The 17,814-nt window shown below is 61.6% G+C and carries 18 protein-coding genes; 11 read left to right on the forward strand and 7 right to left on the reverse strand.

Translation table 11 applies throughout. The features are described from left to right. Window positions 1-7 precede the first annotated feature (7 nt). Both PHF15_RS08305 and PHF15_RS08310 read left to right on the forward strand, forming a co-directional pair. Window positions 8-418 (forward strand): hypothetical protein, encoded by a 411-nt coding sequence (locus tag PHF15_RS08305; RefSeq protein ID WP_300120263.1) that lies wholly within the window; start codon window positions 8-10, stop codon window positions 416-418. Next, window positions 411-1,745: a sodium:proton antiporter gene (locus PHF15_RS08310; protein WP_300120264.1), complete on the forward strand. Its 1,335-nt coding sequence runs from the start codon at window positions 411-413 to the stop codon at window positions 1,743-1,745. The genes PHF15_RS08305 and PHF15_RS08310 overlap by 8 nt, the downstream gene beginning before the upstream one ends. Here the strand turns inward: PHF15_RS08310 and PHF15_RS08315 are convergent. The 4 genes from PHF15_RS08315 to PHF15_RS08330 form a co-directional block, all read right to left on the reverse strand. After that, the gene (locus PHF15_RS08315; protein ID WP_300120332.1) at window positions 1,742-3,949 is read right to left on the reverse strand and encodes a bifunctional (p)ppGpp synthetase/guanosine-3',5'-bis(diphosphate) 3'-pyrophosphohydrolase; all 2,208 of its coding nucleotides are present in this window, start codon (window positions 3,947-3,949) and stop codon (window positions 1,742-1,744) included. The two genes, PHF15_RS08310 and PHF15_RS08315, sit on opposite strands and share 4 nt — an antisense overlap. A gap of 154 nt (window positions 3,950-4,103) precedes the next feature. After that, window positions 4,104-4,307: a DNA-directed RNA polymerase subunit omega gene (gene rpoZ / locus PHF15_RS08320; RefSeq protein WP_296541503.1), complete on the reverse strand. Its 204-nt coding sequence runs from the start codon at window positions 4,305-4,307 to the stop codon at window positions 4,104-4,106. Window positions 4,308-4,334: 27 nt separating this feature from the next. Further along, window positions 4,335-4,955: a guanylate kinase gene (gene gmk, locus PHF15_RS08325; RefSeq protein ID WP_300120266.1), complete on the reverse strand. Its 621-nt coding sequence runs from the start codon at window positions 4,953-4,955 to the stop codon at window positions 4,335-4,337. 35 nt (window positions 4,956-4,990) lie between these two features. After that, entirely contained in the window at window positions 4,991-5,908 is a 918-nt protein-coding gene (locus PHF15_RS08330) for a YicC/YloC family endoribonuclease (RefSeq protein WP_300120268.1), read from the reverse strand. A 77-nt stretch (window positions 5,909-5,985) separates the two neighbouring features. On the opposite strand from PHF15_RS08330, the gene PHF15_RS08335 reads away from it, so the two are divergent. The 5 genes from PHF15_RS08335 to hemW all read left to right on the forward strand — a co-directional run bounded on the left by PHF15_RS08335 (window position 5,986) and on the right by hemW (window position 10,500). Next, window positions 5,986-6,990 (forward strand): serine/threonine-protein kinase, encoded by a 1,005-nt coding sequence (locus tag PHF15_RS08335; protein ID WP_300120270.1) that lies wholly within the window; start codon window positions 5,986-5,988, stop codon window positions 6,988-6,990. After that, window positions 6,990-7,808, forward strand: a complete 819-nt coding sequence (locus tag PHF15_RS08340) for a protein phosphatase 2C domain-containing protein (protein ID WP_300120272.1) — start codon at window positions 6,990-6,992, stop codon at window positions 7,806-7,808. Before PHF15_RS08335 ends, PHF15_RS08340 begins: the two co-directional genes overlap by 1 nt. A 39-nt stretch (window positions 7,809-7,847) precedes the next feature. After that, complete coding sequence (gene rph / locus PHF15_RS08345; RefSeq protein WP_300120273.1) at window positions 7,848-8,588, forward strand: ribonuclease PH; 741 nt, start codon at window positions 7,848-7,850, stop codon at window positions 8,586-8,588. After that, window positions 8,585-9,184, forward strand: a complete 600-nt coding sequence (gene rdgB / locus PHF15_RS08350; protein ID WP_300120275.1) for an RdgB/HAM1 family non-canonical purine NTP pyrophosphatase — start codon at window positions 8,585-8,587, stop codon at window positions 9,182-9,184. Before rph ends, rdgB begins: the two co-directional genes overlap by 4 nt. A gap of 74 nt (window positions 9,185-9,258) precedes the next feature. Then, the gene (gene hemW / locus PHF15_RS08355) at window positions 9,259-10,500 is read left to right on the forward strand and encodes a radical SAM family heme chaperone HemW (protein ID WP_300120277.1); all 1,242 of its coding nucleotides are present in this window, start codon (window positions 9,259-9,261) and stop codon (window positions 10,498-10,500) included. A gap of 10 nt (window positions 10,501-10,510) precedes the next feature. On the opposite strand, the gene PHF15_RS08360 is transcribed toward hemW, so the two are convergent. The 3 genes from PHF15_RS08360 to PHF15_RS08370 form a co-directional block, all read right to left on the reverse strand. Next, window positions 10,511-10,927, reverse strand: a complete 417-nt coding sequence (locus PHF15_RS08360; protein WP_300120279.1) for a DUF1850 domain-containing protein — start codon at window positions 10,925-10,927, stop codon at window positions 10,511-10,513. Window positions 10,928-10,945: 18 nt separating this feature from the next. Continuing rightward, window positions 10,946-12,964 carry a TRAP transporter permease gene (locus PHF15_RS08365; protein ID WP_300120280.1) on the reverse strand — a complete coding sequence of 673 codons (2,019 nt, stop codon included), beginning with the start codon at window positions 12,962-12,964 and terminating at the stop codon, window positions 10,946-10,948. Between the two features lie 67 nt (window positions 12,965-13,031). Then, on the reverse strand, window positions 13,032-13,991 hold the full coding sequence (locus PHF15_RS08370; protein ID WP_300120281.1) for a TAXI family TRAP transporter solute-binding subunit: 960 nt from the start codon (window positions 13,989-13,991) through the stop codon (window positions 13,032-13,034). A 239-nt stretch (window positions 13,992-14,230) separates the two neighbouring features. On the opposite strand from PHF15_RS08370, the gene PHF15_RS08375 reads away from it, so the two are divergent. Genes PHF15_RS08375 through gshA form a run of 4 tightly spaced genes read left to right on the forward strand, consistent with a single transcriptional unit; the run spans window position 14,231 to window position 17,751 of the window. Then, window positions 14,231-14,788 carry a CBS domain-containing protein gene (locus tag PHF15_RS08375; protein ID WP_300120282.1) on the forward strand — a complete coding sequence of 186 codons (558 nt, stop codon included), beginning with the start codon at window positions 14,231-14,233 and terminating at the stop codon, window positions 14,786-14,788. A gap of 6 nt (window positions 14,789-14,794) precedes the next feature. Continuing rightward, the gene (locus PHF15_RS08380; RefSeq protein ID WP_300120283.1) at window positions 14,795-16,072 is read left to right on the forward strand and encodes a glutamate-5-semialdehyde dehydrogenase; all 1,278 of its coding nucleotides are present in this window, start codon (window positions 14,795-14,797) and stop codon (window positions 16,070-16,072) included. A gap of 36 nt (window positions 16,073-16,108) precedes the next feature. After that, the gene (locus PHF15_RS08385; protein ID WP_300120284.1) at window positions 16,109-16,417 is read left to right on the forward strand and encodes a hypothetical protein; all 309 of its coding nucleotides are present in this window, start codon (window positions 16,109-16,111) and stop codon (window positions 16,415-16,417) included. A gap of 38 nt (window positions 16,418-16,455) precedes the next feature. Then, entirely contained in the window at window positions 16,456-17,751 is a 1,296-nt protein-coding gene (gshA, locus tag PHF15_RS08390) for a glutamate--cysteine ligase (RefSeq protein WP_300120285.1), read from the forward strand. Window positions 17,752-17,814: the final 63 nt, after the last annotated feature.

Genomic DNA, 17,814 nt, shown 5'->3' on the forward strand with positions numbered 1-17,814 from the left:
AACCACCTTGACGGTGACCGAACCCATGAACATGCCAGCGACACCGGCAAAGCCGTGGGCGCCGATGAGCATCGCCCGCTTCGCTGTGAATGTCTTCCAACACTTTCCCGACACTTTTTTTGCCAAGCGATACGGACCTCTTGCGGTGGTGCTGGAAACAGTGGTCGCAGTAGCGGGCAGGGTGAGCGTTGCTGCGCACCGCATGGAAAGCGACTATGGCTGGATCCGTGTGCTGATCTTGCTGGTGCAGGGCGCGTTTTTCAATTTATCTGGCCGCGTGGACGACGGCACCTGCGCCAATGTGCCAGCGCCTCAGATCGCCATCGATTACTGGCAACTCGCGCCCGATGCACGTTTGCCAGCGAACTGGCCAGCAACCAGACCTGAAGACAATATGAACATCGCAAAACATGACTAATGCGCTATGGTTTTTGCTGGTTGGCGGGCTGCTGCTGACGCGCGGCCTGACGGCGTCTTTGTTGAAAAATCTGCCCGTCACGCCGGCCATTGTCTATCTGGCGGTGGGCATGCTGGTGGGGCCGACCGTGTTCAATTTCTTCCACTTCAATCCGCTCAAGGAATCGGCGCTGCTGGAAGTGCTGACCGAAGTGGTGGTGCTGATCTCGCTGTTTTCAGCCGGTGTCAAGATGCCGGTACCGGTGAGCCTGGCGCGCTGGCGGGCGCCGATGATGCTCGCCTCGGTGTCGATGGTAGCCAGCGTCGGGCTGATCGCTGCCTTTGCCTGCTACGCCTTGGGTCTGCCGCTAGGTGCGGGCATTTTGCTGGGGGCCATTTTGTCGCCTACCGACCCGGTGCTGGCGACCGACGTGCAGACCCGCCATCCGGGCGACCGCGACCAGTTGCGCTTTACCCTGACCTGTGAAGCCGGCATGAACGACGGCAGCGCATTTCCGTTTGTGATGCTGGGCATGGGCCTGCTCGGGCTGCACGATCTGGGCGACTCCGGCCTGCGCTGGGTGCTGGTCGATGTGCTGTGGGCCACCTCAGCGGGTATTGCCATCGGCGTCGCAGCCGGTGTGGCGCTGGCCCATTGGGGACGCACATTGCGCCGCCTCGCGCCAACCCAACCCCTTATGAACGACTTTCTCGGCCTGGGTTTGATCGGCGTGGTCTATGGCCTGAGCGTGATGGTGGATGCCTGGGGTTTTCTGGCGGTGTTTTTTGCCGCTGTGGCGCTGCGCCAGACCGAAGTCAGGCACCTCGACGCCGAACGACAAGACCCCGCACCAGCACCGGGCGACACCAGCACATCCGTCACCGGGCAAACTCCAGCCACGGCAACCATCAGTGCGCAATCCCTGATCTTCAAGGAACATCTGGAACGGCTCTCGGAGTTGATGCTGGTGCTGCTGATCGGCGGCTCGCTGTTTCTTGATTCCTGGAGCTGGCGCGCTGTGGCGCTGGCGCTCTTTGTCTTCGCCGTGGTGCGTCCGGTGAGTGTCCTGACCGGCTTGCTGGGCACCCGCACCAGCTGGACCATCCGCAGCCTGATCGGCTGGTTTGGCGTGCGGGGTATTGGCTCTCTGTACTACCTGATGTTTGCCATCCAGCATGGCCTGCCCGAAGCGCTGGCGCTGGAATTGATGCAATTGACACTGATCGTGGTCACACTGTCCATTTTTGTGCACGGCACCAGCGTCAAACCGCTGCTGGGCCGCTTCTGGCGCTTTCGTCAGTATCTGCCGGAATGGCGCCAAGGCGGGGACGATCCGCCACCACACTAATTGCTATTGGTGATTCTTTGCGCCTTGAGCACGACATGCGTGTGGCGCAAATTGCGCAGCGCGCTTTCCAGTTGCTGCGCATCGCGCACGGCAATGATGAATTTCAGATCGACTGCGCCTTGCGGCGACTCGTCGGCCATGTTGATCTGGATGATGTCCACCTCTGCAGCGGCCAGGGCAGACGCCACCTTGGCCAGCACCCCTTTGCCGTTGTTCACTGTCACCACGATGCCGGTTTCGAAAGTGCGCACCGGCTCATCGGCCCACTCCACCACGATGAAGCGCTCGCTGTCCTTGTTTTTGAGCTTGACGGCCACCTGGCAGTCCCGGTGGTGAACCGTCAGGCCCTCACCACGACCCAGGTAACCCAAGATGGGATCGCCCGGAACAGGTCGGCAGCAAGTGGCAAAACGCACCGAGGTGTTCTCGCTGCCATCGATGGCGACACCGCCCTGGGCCACAGCCTCTCCGGCCATGAAACGCTCGCGCGTGAGCAGCAAGGCATTTGGCTTTTCGCCCGCGTCGGACAGCAGCTTGGCAAGCCGCTTGGCCACGATGCTGGCGATGCGCCGACCCAGGCCGATTTCCACCAGCAAGTCGGAACGGGTGCGGTTGCCGCTGAAACGCAGCAACTTGTCCCAGACACCGGCCATCGCACCCTGCTCGTCGGGCAGGTGCTCGATGCCCTCGGCGCGCAACGCTTGCGCCAGCATTTTTTCGCCCAGGTTTTGCGAGTCGTCCTGTGCCAGCGAGCGCAAATGCTGGCGAATTTTGGAGCGCGCCCGCGCCGTGCGGACAAATCCCATCCAGGCCGGGTTGGGGTAGGACTCTTTGGCCGTGATGATCTCGATCACATCGCCGTTTTGCACTTCAGTGCGCAGCGGCACCTGCTCGTTGTTGACCCTGGCTGCCACCGCGTGGTCGCCCACGTTGCTGTGGATGGCATAGGCAAAATCGACCACGGTGGCGCCGCGCGGCATGGCCATGATCCGGCTTTTCGGGGTAAAAACATACACGGCATCGGGAAACAGATCAACCTTGACATGCTCCCAAAACTCATTGGCATCGTGGGTTTCATTGCCGATGTCGAGCAGGGACTGCAGCCACTTCGACCCCAGGCGGTCCGGGTTGGCCTTGGACTCGTCGGGGCTTTCCTTGTACAACCAATGTGCGGCAATGCCGGTTTCCGCCACCAGGTGCATGGCTTCAGTGCGCACCTGAAATTCCACATTGATGCTTGAGGGCCCCACCAGGGTGGTGTGCAAGGACTGGTAGCCGTTGATTTTGCTGATGGCAATGTGGTCCTTGAACTTGCCGGGCACCGGTTTGTAGAGCTGGTGCAGCAGCCCGAGCGCGGTGTAGCAGTCGATCAGACCCGGCACGATCACGCGAAAACCATAGATGTCGGTGACCTGGGCAAAGCTCAGGTTTTTTTCGTCCATCTTGTGGTAGATCGAATAAAGGGATTTCTCCCGACCGTAGATTCTGACGGTCATGCCATGGCGCTCAAAGGTGGCCTCCAGGTCGGCTTGCACTTTTTGGATCAGGTCGCGGCGGCGCCCGCGGGCCTTGGCCACCGCTTTGCTCACAATGGCGTAGCGCCAGGGTCGCAGGTATCTGAATGACAGGTCTTGCAACTCCCGATAGGTTTGATTGAGCCCCAGCCGGTGGGCAATCGGGGCATAGATTTCCAGCGTTTCAGAGGCAATGCGCGCCCACTTGGTGCGTGGCGCATCGGACAGGGTGCGCATGTTGTGGGTGCGATCGGCCAGTTTGATCAGGATCACACGCACATCGCGCGCCATGGCCAGCAGCATTTTGCGGAACGACTCGGCCTGGTTTTCCTCGCGCGTGTTGAATTGCAGTTTTTCGAGCTTGGTCAGGCCGTCCACCAGTTCAGCCACCGGCGAACCAAAGCGCTCGATCAGGTCCGTTTTTGTGACCGCGCAATCTTCCATGGCATCGTGCAACAGGGCGGCCATGAGCGCCTGGGCGTCGAGTTTCCATTCGGCGCATTGGGCCGCCACCGCAATCGGGTGGGTGATGTAGGGCTCGCCGCTGTTGCGCAGTTGCCCCAAATGCGCTTCGTCTGAATAACGGTAGGCCGATTTGACACTGGCCAGGTCGGCGGCACTGAGGTAGTCGAGCCGGCTGGTCAGGCGCGCGAAACTGGCCGCTGCGGCATTCGATTCAGCCGCACTCATCACCTTGGGCAGGGGCGGGCCTTGGCTTGCTTTTGGCGGGTTCGGGTTGGTTGCGGCGCACATGCCATGAATATAGCGCGCCGAATGCGAATTTGTGAATGAAAAACAAAAAAGCACCGCAAGCGGTGCTTTTCACAGGCTGCCGATGGCGTGCTTACAGAGGCACTTTTTTCAGCATCTCGATGCCCACCTTGCCAGCTGCAATTTCACGCAGGGCGGTCACGCCCGGCTTGTTCTTGCTCTCGACTTTGGCCGCGTGGCCATGGCTGAGCATGCGTGCACGGTAGGATGCCGCCAACACCAATTGGAAGCGGTTAGGAATCTGCAACAGGCAGTCTTCAACAGTGATACGGGCCATGAATTCTCCAAAACCAGGTGGGGCGCACTAGGCAATATGCAGTGCTTGAAAGGTGTCTGCCCTGGCGCGGCGCTGCGCCAGATACTTGAGCCGCTGTGAATGCACGATGGTTTTCAGGTCAAACACGGCGCGGTCAAACGACTCGTTGATTATAACGAAGTCGAACTGCGACACCTGCGCCATCTCGGCGGCGGCATTCACGAGCCGGGCGTCAATGACCTCGGGGGTATCTTCGCCGCGGCGCTCCAGACGCGAGCGCAACTCTTCCCAGCTGGGTGGCAAAATGAAGATGGTGACGGCATTGGCAAATAGGCTCCTGATTTGCAGCGCACCCTGGTAGTCAATTTCAAGAATGACGTCCGAGCCCTGCGCCATGCGCTCTTCGATGGCTTTTTTCGACGTGCCGTAGCGGTGGTTGTGGACCTTCGCCCACTCGACAAACGCGTTGGCCTGCACCATGGCATCGAACTCTGGCTCGGAAACAAAAAAGTATTCGCGGCCGTGCTTTTCCTGGCCGCGCGGCGCGCGCGTGGTGTGCGACACCGACGGCCGCACCTGGGCGTCGAGCTCCAGCAGCGCTCTGACCAAGCTGGACTTGCCAGCGCCGCTTGGGGCGGCCACAACAAACAAATTTCCGGGGTAGTCCATCAGAAGGGGCTTTGTGAAAAAGTAACCGAGGGGATTTATTCTATGTTTTGCACCTGTTCGCGCATCTGCTCGATCAGCACCTTCATGTCCACCGAGATGTGCGTGAGTTCCAGTGCCGCCGATTTGGAACCCAGCGTGTTGGCCTCGCGGTGCAGTTCCTGAATCAGAAAGTCGAGCCGCTTGCCAATTTCGCCCCCCTTGGCGATCAGCCGCTCCAGTTCATCCAGATGCGAGCTCAAGCGAGTCAGTTCCTCGGCCACATCAATGCGAATGGCAAACGCGGTGGCCTCGGCCAGCGCCCGGTCTTGCGCGGCTTCGGGCAACGAACCGCCTTCGACCAGTCCCATGGCATCGCGCCAGCGGTCCAGGAAACGCTGGCGCTGCTGCGCCACCAATTGCGGCACCAGCGGCTCGGCTTGCGCCGCCAGGCTGCGCAATTGCACCATGCGGTCCTGCAGCATCAGGGCAAGCCGGGCGCCCTCGCGTTCACGCGCCGCCAGCAGCGCCGCCAGCACCTGCTCGGCCAGCGCCATCAACTCAGCCTGCCAATCCTGCTCGGTCACCGCGCCACCCGCCGTCAGGCGAATCACATCGGCCACGCTCAAGGGCGTGGCCAGCGGCAACCAGGCCTTGACGCTGTCCTGGATCGTGTTGAGGCGTTGCAGCAACCGCGCGGAAGGCTCGGTCACCAAGCTGGCCGCATGGCTTTCGAGGACGGCGCGCACTTCGACCTTGCCGCGCTTGAGGCGGTGCACGAGCAACTCGCGCAAGGCCGGCTCGAAGCCGCGCAATTCATCGCTCAGCTTGAAGGTCAAATCGAGATAACGACTGTTCACCGAGCGGATTTCAAGACCCAGCCGCGCGGCTGACGCTGCCGGGACGTCGGCCGCTGGGGAAGCCGCGGCGGGGTTGTGCTGGGCGCTGGCGTAACCCGTCATGCTGTAAACTGACATATCAATAATCTGTTGTGTTGAATGGTGTCAAGAATAACCCGGTTCCAGCGACAACCGATGTCCGTTCATTCGAAAATATGGCCAACCCCAAACCCTCCTCGTTAATGCCAGGTACCCCGATCGGCGGTTACCGGGTGATCCGACGGGTCGCCGCTGGAGGTTTTGGCGTGGTCTATCTGGCTGCGGGGGACGATGGCCAGCAGGTCGCCATCAAGGAATATCTGCCGGCCTCGCTGGTCAGTCGCGCGCCGGGCCAGCTGCAGCCCCAGATATCACCTGAAAAGCTGTCGCTGTACCGGCTGGGTCTGAAAAGTTTTTTTGAAGAAGGGCGCTCGCTGGCGCAAATCTCCCATCCTTCGGTGGTCAGCGTGCTGAATTTTTTCCGGGAAAACGAAACCGTTTACATGGTGACCAACTTTCTGGAAGGCGCCAGTCTGCAAGATTTCATTGTGACTGCGCGCAATCTCAGACAAGCCAAGGTCTTTCGCGAATCCACCATCCGCTCGCTGTTCGATGAAGTTCTGCGCGGCTTGCGCATCGTCCACCAGCACAAAATGCTGCATCTCGACATCAAGCCTGCCAATGTTTTCATCACCGACGACAACAAGGCCGTGCTGATCGACTTTGGCGCTGCGCGCGAAGTGCTGAGCAAAGAAGGCAACTTCATCCGCCCCATGTACACCCCCGGCTTTGCCGCGCCGGAGATGTACCGGCGCGACACCACCATGGGTCCCTGGACCGATATTTACGCGATCGGTGCGTGCATGTTTGCCTGTATGCACGGCTTCCCACCCAGCGATGCGCCGCAACGCGCGCCCGAAGACAAAACCCTCAACACCTTGAAGCGTTTGCAAGGTGTTTACTCGGACGACCTGCTTGAGATTGTGCATTGGTGCATGGAGCTGGATCCACAAAAGCGGCCGCAGACCGTCTTTGCCCTGCAAAAGGAATTGAACCGCACCGGGGCACGGCGTTACACCCAACTGACGGTGGGCGACAAGGTCAAGCTTCAGTTTGACAGCGTCATGACCAGCACCAAAAAAACGGTCCTCATGGTCACGCAAATAGGCAAGAACTTCTGATGAGGTTTTCTGTCTTCCAGACGAGTCGCCAAGGGGGCCGCAAGGCCAACGAAGACCGCATGGGTTATTGCTACACCCGTGACAGCGCCGTGCTGATGCTGGCCGATGGTCTGGGCGGACACCCCGAGGGCGAAGTGGCTGCTTTTTTGGCGATTGAAACCGTGGCCGCCATGTTTCAAAAAATGGCCCAACCCGAACTGGATGATGTGGCCGAGTTTCTGGGCGACGCCGTGATGGCGGCGCATTTGCGGATTCTCAACTACGCGACGGACAAACGCATGAGTGATTCACCGCGTACCACCCTTGTGGTGGCGGTCATCCAGTCCGGCCGGGTCAGTTGGGTCCATTGTGGCGACTCCCGGCTTTATATGGTGCGCCAACAGCAACTGCTGGCCCGCACCCAGGATCATTCTTTTGTTGAACGCAGTCGCGGCCTTCCGGACACTGCCCACGCCGAGCACAACCGCAATGTTCTGTTCACCTGCCTGGGCTCGCCCGTCAAGCCCATCTACAGCCTGGCCATGCCCGTGGCTTTGCAGCCAGGCGACAAACTCATGCTCTGCTCTGATGGCTTGTGGTCCAGCCTGCCCGAACAGGACATCGTCAGCGAGCTGAGTCAAAAAACGGTGGAACACGCGGTGCCCGACCTGGTTGATCAGGCGCTTCTCAAGGCTGGACCGCACAGCGACAACGTCACCTGTCTGGCACTCGCCTGGCAAACGCCGAATTATGCGGAACCCGGGCAGGGTGACATCGCCAACGTATCGATCCAGGAGGTCGATTTACTTCTAGCCGACGACAACGATCGAAGTAACTGAAGCACAGGTCCCGACGACCGAACAATTTGAGCCCCTGACATGACCGCTTATGCAAGAACAGGCGCACGCGCCGCCAACGCCCTGCGCCCGGTGACCCTCACCCGCAACTACACCCGCCACGCCGAAGGTTCGGTGCTGATCGAGTTTGGCCACACCAAAGTGCTGTGCAACGCCTCGGTGCTCGACAAGGTGCCGCCACATCAAAAGGGCAGCGGCCAGGGCTGGGTCACCGCCGAATACGGCATGCTGCCGCGCGCCACCCACAGCCGAAGCGACCGCGAAGCCGCGCGCGGCAAGCAGACCGGCCGCACCCAGGAAATCCAGCGCCTGATCGGCCGCGCCCTGCGCTCGGTGTTCGACCTGACTGTGCTGGGCGAGCGCACGCTGCACCTCGATTGCGACGTGATCCAGGCCGATGGCGGCACTCGCACGGCCGCCATCACCGGCGCTTTTGTGGCGGCGCAAGACGCGGTCAACGGCTTGCTGGCGCAAGGCAAACTGAGCCAGTCGCCAATCCGTGAAGCGGTGGCAGCCATCTCGGTCGGCATTGTGCAGGGCACGCCGCTGCTCGACCTGGAATACACCGAAGACGCGGCCTGCGACACCGACATGAACGTGGTCATGACGGCCAGCGGCCATTACGTGGAAGTGCAGGGCACTGCCGAAGGCGCCGCCTTCAGCCGCGTCGAGATGGATGCGTTGTTGGCGCTGGCCGACCAGGGCATTCGTGAGCTGATCCAAATGCAACAGGCGGCGCTCGCCCGGCCGTCGCGGTCATGAAACTGGTCTTGGCCTCCAACAACTCCGGCAAGCTGGCCGAACTGCAGGCCATGTTTGCGCCCTTGGGTTTTGAACTGGTGCCTCAAGGCCAGCTTGGCATTGCCGAGGCAGAAGAGCCGTTTCACACCTTCATCGAGAATGCGCTCGCCAAGGCGCGGCACGCCGCCCGGCTCAGCGGCCTGCCCGCCATGGCCGACGACGCCGGCCTGTGCGTCGATGCCTTTGGCGGCTTGCCGGGTGTGCAAACCGCTTTTTATGCCACCCAATTCGGCTACCCCAAGGGCGACGACAACAACGTGCGCGCCCTGCTGGAGCAGATGCAAGATATCGACAACCGGCGCGCAGCGCTGGTCAGCACGCTGGTGGCGCTACGCTCGCCCGATGACCCCGAGCCGCTGGTGGCGGTGGGAAGGGTGGTCGGCGAAATTGCCCGCGAACCGGTGGGTTCCAATGGTTTTGGTTTCGACCCGGTGATGTTCATCCCGGAGTTTGGTTTGACTTTTGCCCAGCTGCCGGTTGAAATCAAAAACGCGAACAGTCACCGGGGGCGGGCCGCGTCTGCCATGGTGGCGTTGATGCGTGAGCGCTGGCTGTGAAGGGTCAAAAACCTGAGCCATTGGTAGCTGAACCCGCGAGGCAGGCCCTTTGGGCGGCTTCCTCAAGCTCCACCATGATCCCGATCCAGCAAGAAGCCACCTTCACGGATACACCTGTCTCGACACGCGACATCCAGCACTACATGCGCCCCGGCACGCTGCAACTCGGCAGCCTGCCACCCTTGTCGTTGTATATGCACCTGCCCTGGTGTCTCAAAAAATGTCCTTATTGCGATTTCAACTCGCATGAAATGCGCGCTGCCGATCTGCCCGAGCAAGCCTACATCGATGCCCTGATGGCCGACCTGGAAGCCGCGCTGCCGCTGATCTGGGGCCGCAGCGTGCAAACCGTGTTCATGGGCGGCGGCACGCCCAGCCTGTTCTCGCCGCAAGCCATCGATCAGCTGCTGGCGGGCATAAGGGCACGCGTGAGACTTGCCCCAAACGCAGAGATCACGCTGGAAGCCAACCCCGGCACCTTCGAGAAAGACCGCTTCAAGGCCTACCGTGCCGCCGGTGTCACGCGCCTGTCGGTGGGTGTGCAAAGCTTCAACGACGATTTTTTGCGCGTGCTGGGCCGGGTCCATGACCGCGCCCAAGCCATCGCGGCGGTCGAGGAGGCGGCGCATGCGTTTGACACTTTTAATCTGGACCTGATGTACGCACTGCCCGGCCAGACGCTTGACCAGTTGCGCGCAGACGTTGAAACCGCGCTGGCACTGGTGCCCCGGCACCTGTCGATTTACCACCTCACCATCGAGCCCAACACCTACTTTGCAAAATTCCCGCCGGCCGCCGTGGACGGCGACCTGGCCGCCGACATGCTGGACCTGATCACTGACCTGACAGGCGCTGCGGGGCTGCAACGCTACGAAGTCTCGGCCTATGCCCTGCCTGGCCACGCCAGTGCGCACAACCTGAACTATTGGCAGTTTGGCGACTATCTGGGCATTGGCGCTGGTGCCCACAGCAAGCTCAGCTTTGCCCACCGGGTGGTGCGCCAGGTGCGCGCCCGCAACCCGGCGCTCTACATGACGCAGGCCGTGGCAGGGCAGTGCGTGGTGCAGGACATGGATGTCAAACGGTTTGAACTGCCATTTGAGTTCATGCTCAACGCGCTACGACTGGCGAGTGGATTCGATGTCAGCCTGTTTGCCGAACGCACCGGCATGCCGCTGTCGGCGCTCCAAGCCGGGCTGGACCAGGCGCAGGCGCAAGGCCTGCTCGATGTGCAAGGCACGCGCATCCAACCCAGCGTGCGCGGTTTTGACTTTTTGAACGATTTGCAGGCGATTTTTTTGCCCTCTGCACGCTGATGCCAACTGCCTATTCGGGCTTGCTGCAGGCTTTCAGCAGTGTGACGCCGCCGTCTGAGGCCAACCAGTCGGACAGCGGCTGGCAGCGTGCCTGCACGCACACCTCGTAATCGGGGGTGAACTCCGAGCGGGTCAGGCGCAACTCAGGCGGGTTGGTGAACGTTGGGGTGTATTGGTACCAGCCCTGGCGCAACACCGCATCGGGCGGCGGCTCCATGCCGGCAGCCGATCCGCGCACCCGGGCTTGCACCGCGTGCAGCACCGGCTGCCCACGCACAGCGTCGACCCGCACCGCGTAGTCTTCTTCCCAGCGCACTTTTTCGATCGAATGGGTCCAGGCCAGCGTGAACTCGGTCACCGGAAAAAACACGGCGGGTGCCCCTTGCAGCGCGGCAGCCAGGCTCAGGCAGATGCCCAGGGCGCTCAATTGCCAATCCTCAACCCGTCACTTAGAAGCGCGGCTGCGCCAGACATGCCAGACAACAAAAACGGCAATCAACCCCAGGCCCAGTTCGTCCGTGAAGGGCAACGCCGCCACCAGCAGACTGGCCGCCAGAATGGCGACCACGCGCTCCGTCCAGTTCAGTGGCGTGATCAAAAAGCCGATGGCGCCCGCGCCCCACATGGCAATTGCCACCAGCGCTTTAAGCACAATCCAGGTCGTGTCCAGCCAATCTCCGCTTTGCAGCATCAGCGCCGGGCTATAGACCGCCATGAACGGCACGATGAAACCCGCAATGGCCACCCGCAGCGCCTGGATGCTGATGGCCAGGCCACTGACCCCCGCAATCGGCGCTGCGGCAAAAGCAGCCAGCGCCACCGGCGGCGTCAGGTCGGCCATGATGCCAAAGTAAAAGACGAACATGTGCGACACCAGCAGCGGCACGCCCAGCTTCAGCAGCACTGGTGCCGCCAACGAGCTGGTGATGATGTAGTTGGGAATGGTCGGAATGCCCATGCCCAGCACCAGGCAGATCACCATGGTCAGCAGCAACGCCAGAAACAGGCTGTCCTCGCCCACCGCGATGATGCGCCCGCCCAGCTCGGCTGCCACACCCGTCAGGTTGATCATGCCGATGATGACGCCCACCAGGGCGCAGGCAATGGCCACCGGCAGTGCATGGCGCGCACCATCGACCATGGCCTGAATCGCCAGCGTGCGGGCATCGGCACCCACGCGCCGGATCAGGGTGAAGGCCACCAGCAGCGCCACCACGACAAAAAACGTGCCGACGCCGAACTGGAAGAAACCGGCGCAGGCCAGCCCCAGCAACGCCCAGAACAGGCCGCGCAAGGCCAGGTTGCTGACCCCGGTCATCACCGCTGCGCCAAATATCAGCACCACGGTGAGCGCCAGCCCCACGGTGCCGGAAAACAGCGGCGTGTAGCCCGAAAACAGCAGCAACACCAAGCCCATCAGCGGCAGCAGCAGGTACCAGCGCAGTCGCACAGCCGTCCACGGGTTGGGGCATTGGTCTTTGGGCAAGCCGTTGAGCCCCTTGCGGCCCGCTTCCAGGTGCACCATCCAGAACGCGGTGATGAAGTACAGGATAGCCGGGATCAGCGCGGCCTTGACGATCGCAACATAGGGCACGTTGATGGTCTCGGCCATGATGAAAGCCACTGCACCCATCACCGGCGGCATGATCTGGCCGCCCATGCTGCTGGTGGCCTCGACGCCACCTGCAAAGGCCGGGCTGTAGCCAAAGCGCTTCATCAGCGGAATGGTGAACTGGCCCGTGGTGACCACATTGGCGACACCCGAGCCATTGATGGTGCCCATCAAGCCTGACGAGATCACGGCCACCTTGGCCGGGCCGCCGCGGGTGTGGCCGACCATGCCCATGGCAAAGTCGTTGAACAGGTTGATCATGCCGGCCTGCTCCAGGAAAGCGCCAAACAGGATGAACAGAAAAATGTAGGAGGACGATACATAGGTTGGCGTGCCATAAATGCCCTCGGTGCCAAAACCCAGCGTGCTGACGATCTGGTCCACGCCAAAACCCCGGTGCGCCAGGGCACCCGGCAGGTGCTGGCCAAACAGGCCGTAGAGCAGAAATACTGCGCAAATGATAGGCAGGCCCCAACCCATGACGCGCCGAGCGGCTTCGAACACCAACGCCACGGTGACCACGCCGATCACCCAGTCCATGGGAATGAGCTCACCGGCACGCTGCGTCAGGTCGGCCTCGAACACCCAGTGGTAAAGGCTGAAGACAAAGCCCGTGAGGCCCAGCAGCCAGCCCAAAAGCTGGCCCTTGCCCGCATGGCGGGTGCTGTCGGCAAAAGGCGGATACAGCGCAAAGATCAGCAGCAGCACAAAACCCACATGCACCGCGCGCACCACCTGGCTCGACAAGGGGCTGAACGCCGCCGTGATGAGCTGGAAGCTGGAAAACAGCAGCGCGACCCAAAAGATGGCACCGCTCAGCGTTTTGGTTTGGGGTTCGTGGTCATCACTCATGGGCATCTCGCAGACATCTGAAACAAAAACGGCCCCGACAGCGGGGCCGCAGCAGGGCACAACTCGTTTACTTGATCAGGCCCACTTCCTTGTAGTATTTGGCAGCACCAGGGTGCAGTGGCACCGGCATGCCTTTGACGGCGTTTTCGCGCTTGATGGCCTTGGCCGCATTGTGCGCCGCATACAGCGTGTCGATGTTGTCGTACATGGTCTTGGCCATCTGGTAGGCCAGCTCGTCGGAGACGCCCGAGTGCGTCACCAGAAAGTTGGGGATGGCGGCGGTGGCGATGTCTGCCGTTTGGCCGGCATAGGTGTTGGCCGGGATGACGGCAACCTGGTAGGCGGCATCGCCCACCTTGCCGACCACATCGGCCGGCACCGGCACCACGACGATCTTGACCGAGGTAGCCAGGTCGCGGATCGAGGCCACGCCCAGACCAGCAGACTGCAGCGTGGCATCGAGTTGGCGATTCTTCATCAGCTCGACCGATTCGCCAAACGGCAAATACTCGACCTTGCCGAGGTCGGCGTAGCTCAGGCCGGCGGCCTTCAGGATGGCGCGGGCGTTGAGCTCGGTGCCTGATTTGGCGGCGCCCACCGAGATGCGTTTGCCCTTGAGGTCGGCCAGGGTGGTGATGCCCGAGTCGGCATTGGCCACGATCTGGATGTAGTTGTTGTAGGTGGCCGACAGGCCGCGCAGCTTGTCGAGCTTGGTCTTGAAGCCGGCCTCGGCGTCGCCTTTCCAGGCATCCGACACGGAATCGGCCAAGGCCAGCGCCAATTCACCGCGACCAGCTTGCAGCAGGTTGAGGTTTTCGGCTGAGGCCTTGGTGACCTGCGCGGTGGAACGCGTGTTGGGGATGGCTTTGGCATAAATTTGCGACAAGGCCACGCCCAGCGGGTAATAGACGCCGCTTTGGCCACCCGTGAGCACATTGACAAATTGCTGTTGCTGGGCCAGCGCGGCGCTGCTGATGAGGGCGGCGCCCAGAGTCAGGGCGAGGCCGATTTTTTTGATAAGAAGCATGGGGATCAATCTCCAGTCAGTAAGGTTTGAAACGACAAATATGAGCAAGACGTGATTATTGGTCAACTCGCCCGACTTGTGTGCTGGTGTTTTCCCCAGAAAACAGACTTATTCCATCGACTTGGTGTCCAGCAGACCCGTCGATGCAAATCAAGTACGATTCCATATCCGGAGCGACAGCCTGACTGCCGTTTCACCGATTTCCGCTTCCTTGAGCCAACCATTTCCAGGAGACTTTCATGCACGCCACTGCCTTGTCCACCTTCCGATTTCCAGCGAACACCTGCATTCCGCAAGCGCAGCCCAAAGCGCATGGCACGGTGACAGAACATTCGCCCGGCACCGAGGTCATGACTGACCTGGCCAGCGTCAAGGCGGCCACGATCGATCCGCACATCTCGCTGGACCAGGCCGAGCAGGCCATGATCCATCAGGGCGTGCGCTCGCTGTTCGTGGTGAGCGGTTTCCCGTGCGTGGACGGCCTGATCACGCTGGCTGACATGGCCGGCGAAAGACCGATGCGATTGGTCAACGAGCGCCACATCCGGCGGCAGGATCTGTCGGTGGCCGATGTCATGATACCGCTCTCGAAGCTGGACGCGCTCGACTACGATGAACTCAAGTCGAGCACCGTGGCCCAGGTGATTGCCACCTTCAAAAAACTCAAGCACAGCCACCTGCTGGTGGTGCAAGCAGCCACCGCACAAGGCCCGGCGCGCATCCGCGGCGTGATCTCGCTGACCCAGCTGGAGCGGCAATTGGGCCGGTCTTTGCCGGAGGCCATGCCACGTCCCTGAACCATCATGAAGATGCCTACCACCGACACCCTGGCCCTGGGCCGGCAGGCCAAGCAGGCCTCTGCCCTGATGGCCAAAGCGCCGGCCGCTGTTAAAAACGCCGCCTTGCGCAAACTTGCCGAACTGCTGCGCGCCAATGTCGAGGCGCTGCAGATCGACAATGCCAAAGACTTGGCGCGAGCCGTGACGGCGGGTTTGGCCGCGCCGATGGTGGACCGGCTCAAGCTCAGTCCAAAAGTGATCGAGACCTGCGCCCAGGGCTGTGAGCAGCTGGCCGCCATGGCCGACATCATCGGCGAAATCACCGCACTGCGCCAGCAGCCCAGCGGCATTCGCGTGGGACAGATGCGCGTGCCGATCGGTGTCTTCGGCATGATATTCGAGAGCCGCCCCAACGTCACCATCGAAGCGGCTTCCTTGAGCATCAAAAGCGGCAACGCCTGCATCCTGCGTGGCGGCTCGGAGGCCATCGATTCCAACAAGGCGCTGGCCCGGTTGGTTCAGCAGGCCTTGATCGCGTCCGGCCTGCCCGCAGACGCTGTGCAACTGGTGCAGACCACCGATCGCGCCGTGGTGGGCGACCTCATCACCATGCCCGAGTATGTCGATGTGATCATTCCGCGCGGCGGCAAGGGGCTGATCGAGCGCATCAGCCGCGACGCCAAGGTTCCGGTTATCAAGCATCTCGACGGCAACTGTCACACTTTTGTTGATAACCCCTGCGACCTGGCCATGGCCGTCAAGGTGGCTGACAACGCCAAAACCAACAAATACAGCCCGTGCAACGCCACCGAGAGCCTGCTGGTGGCGCGCGGCGTGGCCGCCCAATTTTTGCCTTTGATTGGCGCCATTTATGCGGCCAAGGGCGTCGAGATGCGCTGCGACCCGGAAGCCCTGGCGCTGCTGCAAGCCTGCCCGCAAGCCATGGTGTTGCAGCCCGCGCTGGAGTCCGACTGGTTCGAGGAATATCTGGCGCCGATCATCAGCATCAAGGTGGTGGCCGGTGTGGACGAGGCCATTGCCCACATCAACCAGTACTCCAGCCATCACACCGATGCCATCCTGACGCGTGACCATATGCACGCGCAGCAGTTTTTGCGCGAGGTCGATTCGGCCAGCGTGATGGTCAACACCAGCACCCGCTTTGCCGACGGTTTTGAATACGGCCTGGGTGCCGAGATCGGCATCAGCACCGACAAGTTCCACGCCCGCGGCCCGGTCGGCATCGAGGGCCTGACCTCGCTCAAGTACGTGGTGCTGGGCGAGGGAGAAGTGCGCGCCTGAACCGGCTCAGGCCTGCTGTTTTATTGAAAGATTTCCATGAACAACTTTTTTGCTTGCCTGGGCGTGGGCGCCCTGGCCTTGACGGGGGCCGCCCACGCCAGCCCGCAACTGGCCATCGACCATGGTTGCTACAGTTGCCACGGTGCCTACCCGCGCGGTGAGGCGCCCAACTTTGAAAGCCTTGCCAGCAAATTGGGCAAATACAGGGGCGATGCCGACGCCGTGGCCAAATTTGTCACCAAATACCGCACAGGCGAGCCGTTGGAGCACATCGATGCCCATGAACGTCTGAGCGCAGAGACCGCCACGACGCTGGTGCACTGGCTGGCTGAAGGCGGCAAGTAGGCCCTTAAAATCAACGACCACACTATGCAAGGTCTCCTATGGTTCCGCACCTGATCACCGCCCTGACGGGCCCCATCAATGAGCTGGAGCAGCGCGTGCTGGACTCCATGCCCGCCATCGAGCGCTGGTTCCGGCTGGAGTGGATGGAGCACACGCCGCCGTTTTACAGCTCGGTGGACGTGCGCAACGCCGGCTTCAAGCTGGCCCCGGTCGATACCAACCTGTACCCGGGTGGCTGGAACAACCTCACCCCCGAAATGCTGCCGCTGGCGGTACAGGCGGCCATGGCCGCCATCGAAAAAATATGCCCCGAGGCGCGCAATCTGCTGGTGATCCCCGAAAACGGCCAGCCCAGCAGCTTTTACCTGGCCAATATGGCCCAGTTGCAGCGCATTTTCAACATGGCGGGCCTCAACGTGCGGCTCGGCTCGATCGACCCGGCCATCAAGAAAAACACCACCTTCGAGCTGCAAAATGGCGACAAGGTCACGCTGGAGCCAGTCCTTCGCAGCAAGCGCCGCCTTGGGCTCAAGGACTTCGATCCCTGCACCATTTTGCTCAACAACGACCTGAGCGCCGGCGTGCCCGGCATTCTGGAAGAAACCTACGAGCAGTACCTGCTGCCGCCGCTGCACGCGGGCTGGCCCACACGCCGTAAAAGCACGCACTTCAAATGCTACGAAGAGGTGTCCAAGCGTCTGGGCAAGCTGCTGGGGGTGGACCCCTGGTTGACCTATCCGCTTTTCGACCGCTGCGAAAACGTCAATCTGGACCAGGCAAGCGGCCTCGAATGCCTGCAAACCCAGGTCGATACGGTGCTGGCCCGCGTCAAGCGCAAGTACAAGGAATACGGCATCAAGGAAAAACCGTTCGTGGTGGTCAAGGCCGACCACGGCACCCATGAGCTGGGCATTGTCACCGTGCGCGATGCCAAGGACATGCAGAGCCTGCAGGCGCGCATCCAGTCCCTGACCAAAGGCCGCAAAACACCGCTGTTGCCGCATGACTTCATGGTGCAGGAAGGCGTGCTGACGCAGGAACGCGTCAACGACGCCGTGGCCGAACCCGTGGTCTATATGATGGACCGCTATGTGGTGGGCGGTTTCTACCGCGTGCATGCCGGGCGCGGCATCGATGAAAACCTGAACGCCCCCGGTGCCGGTTACGTGCCGCTGGCGTTCGAGCACAGCACCCAGTTGCCACAGCCCGGCGTCAAACCCGGCGCCAGCGTGCCCAACCGGTTCTACATGTACGGCGTGATCGGGCGTCTGGCCATGCTCGCCGCCAGCTACGAACTGGAAGCGACCGATCCCGACGCGCAGGATTTCGAATAGCCTGCGTTTCTGACGCAAAATAGCGTTCCCTCAAACCACGGAGCCCGTCGCCGCTAGCCGCCG

Origin of the sequence: Rhodoferax sp., from assembly GCF_028689295.1 — a bacterium.
Taxonomy (GTDB): domain Bacteria; phylum Pseudomonadota; class Gammaproteobacteria; order Burkholderiales; family Burkholderiaceae_C; genus Rhodoferax.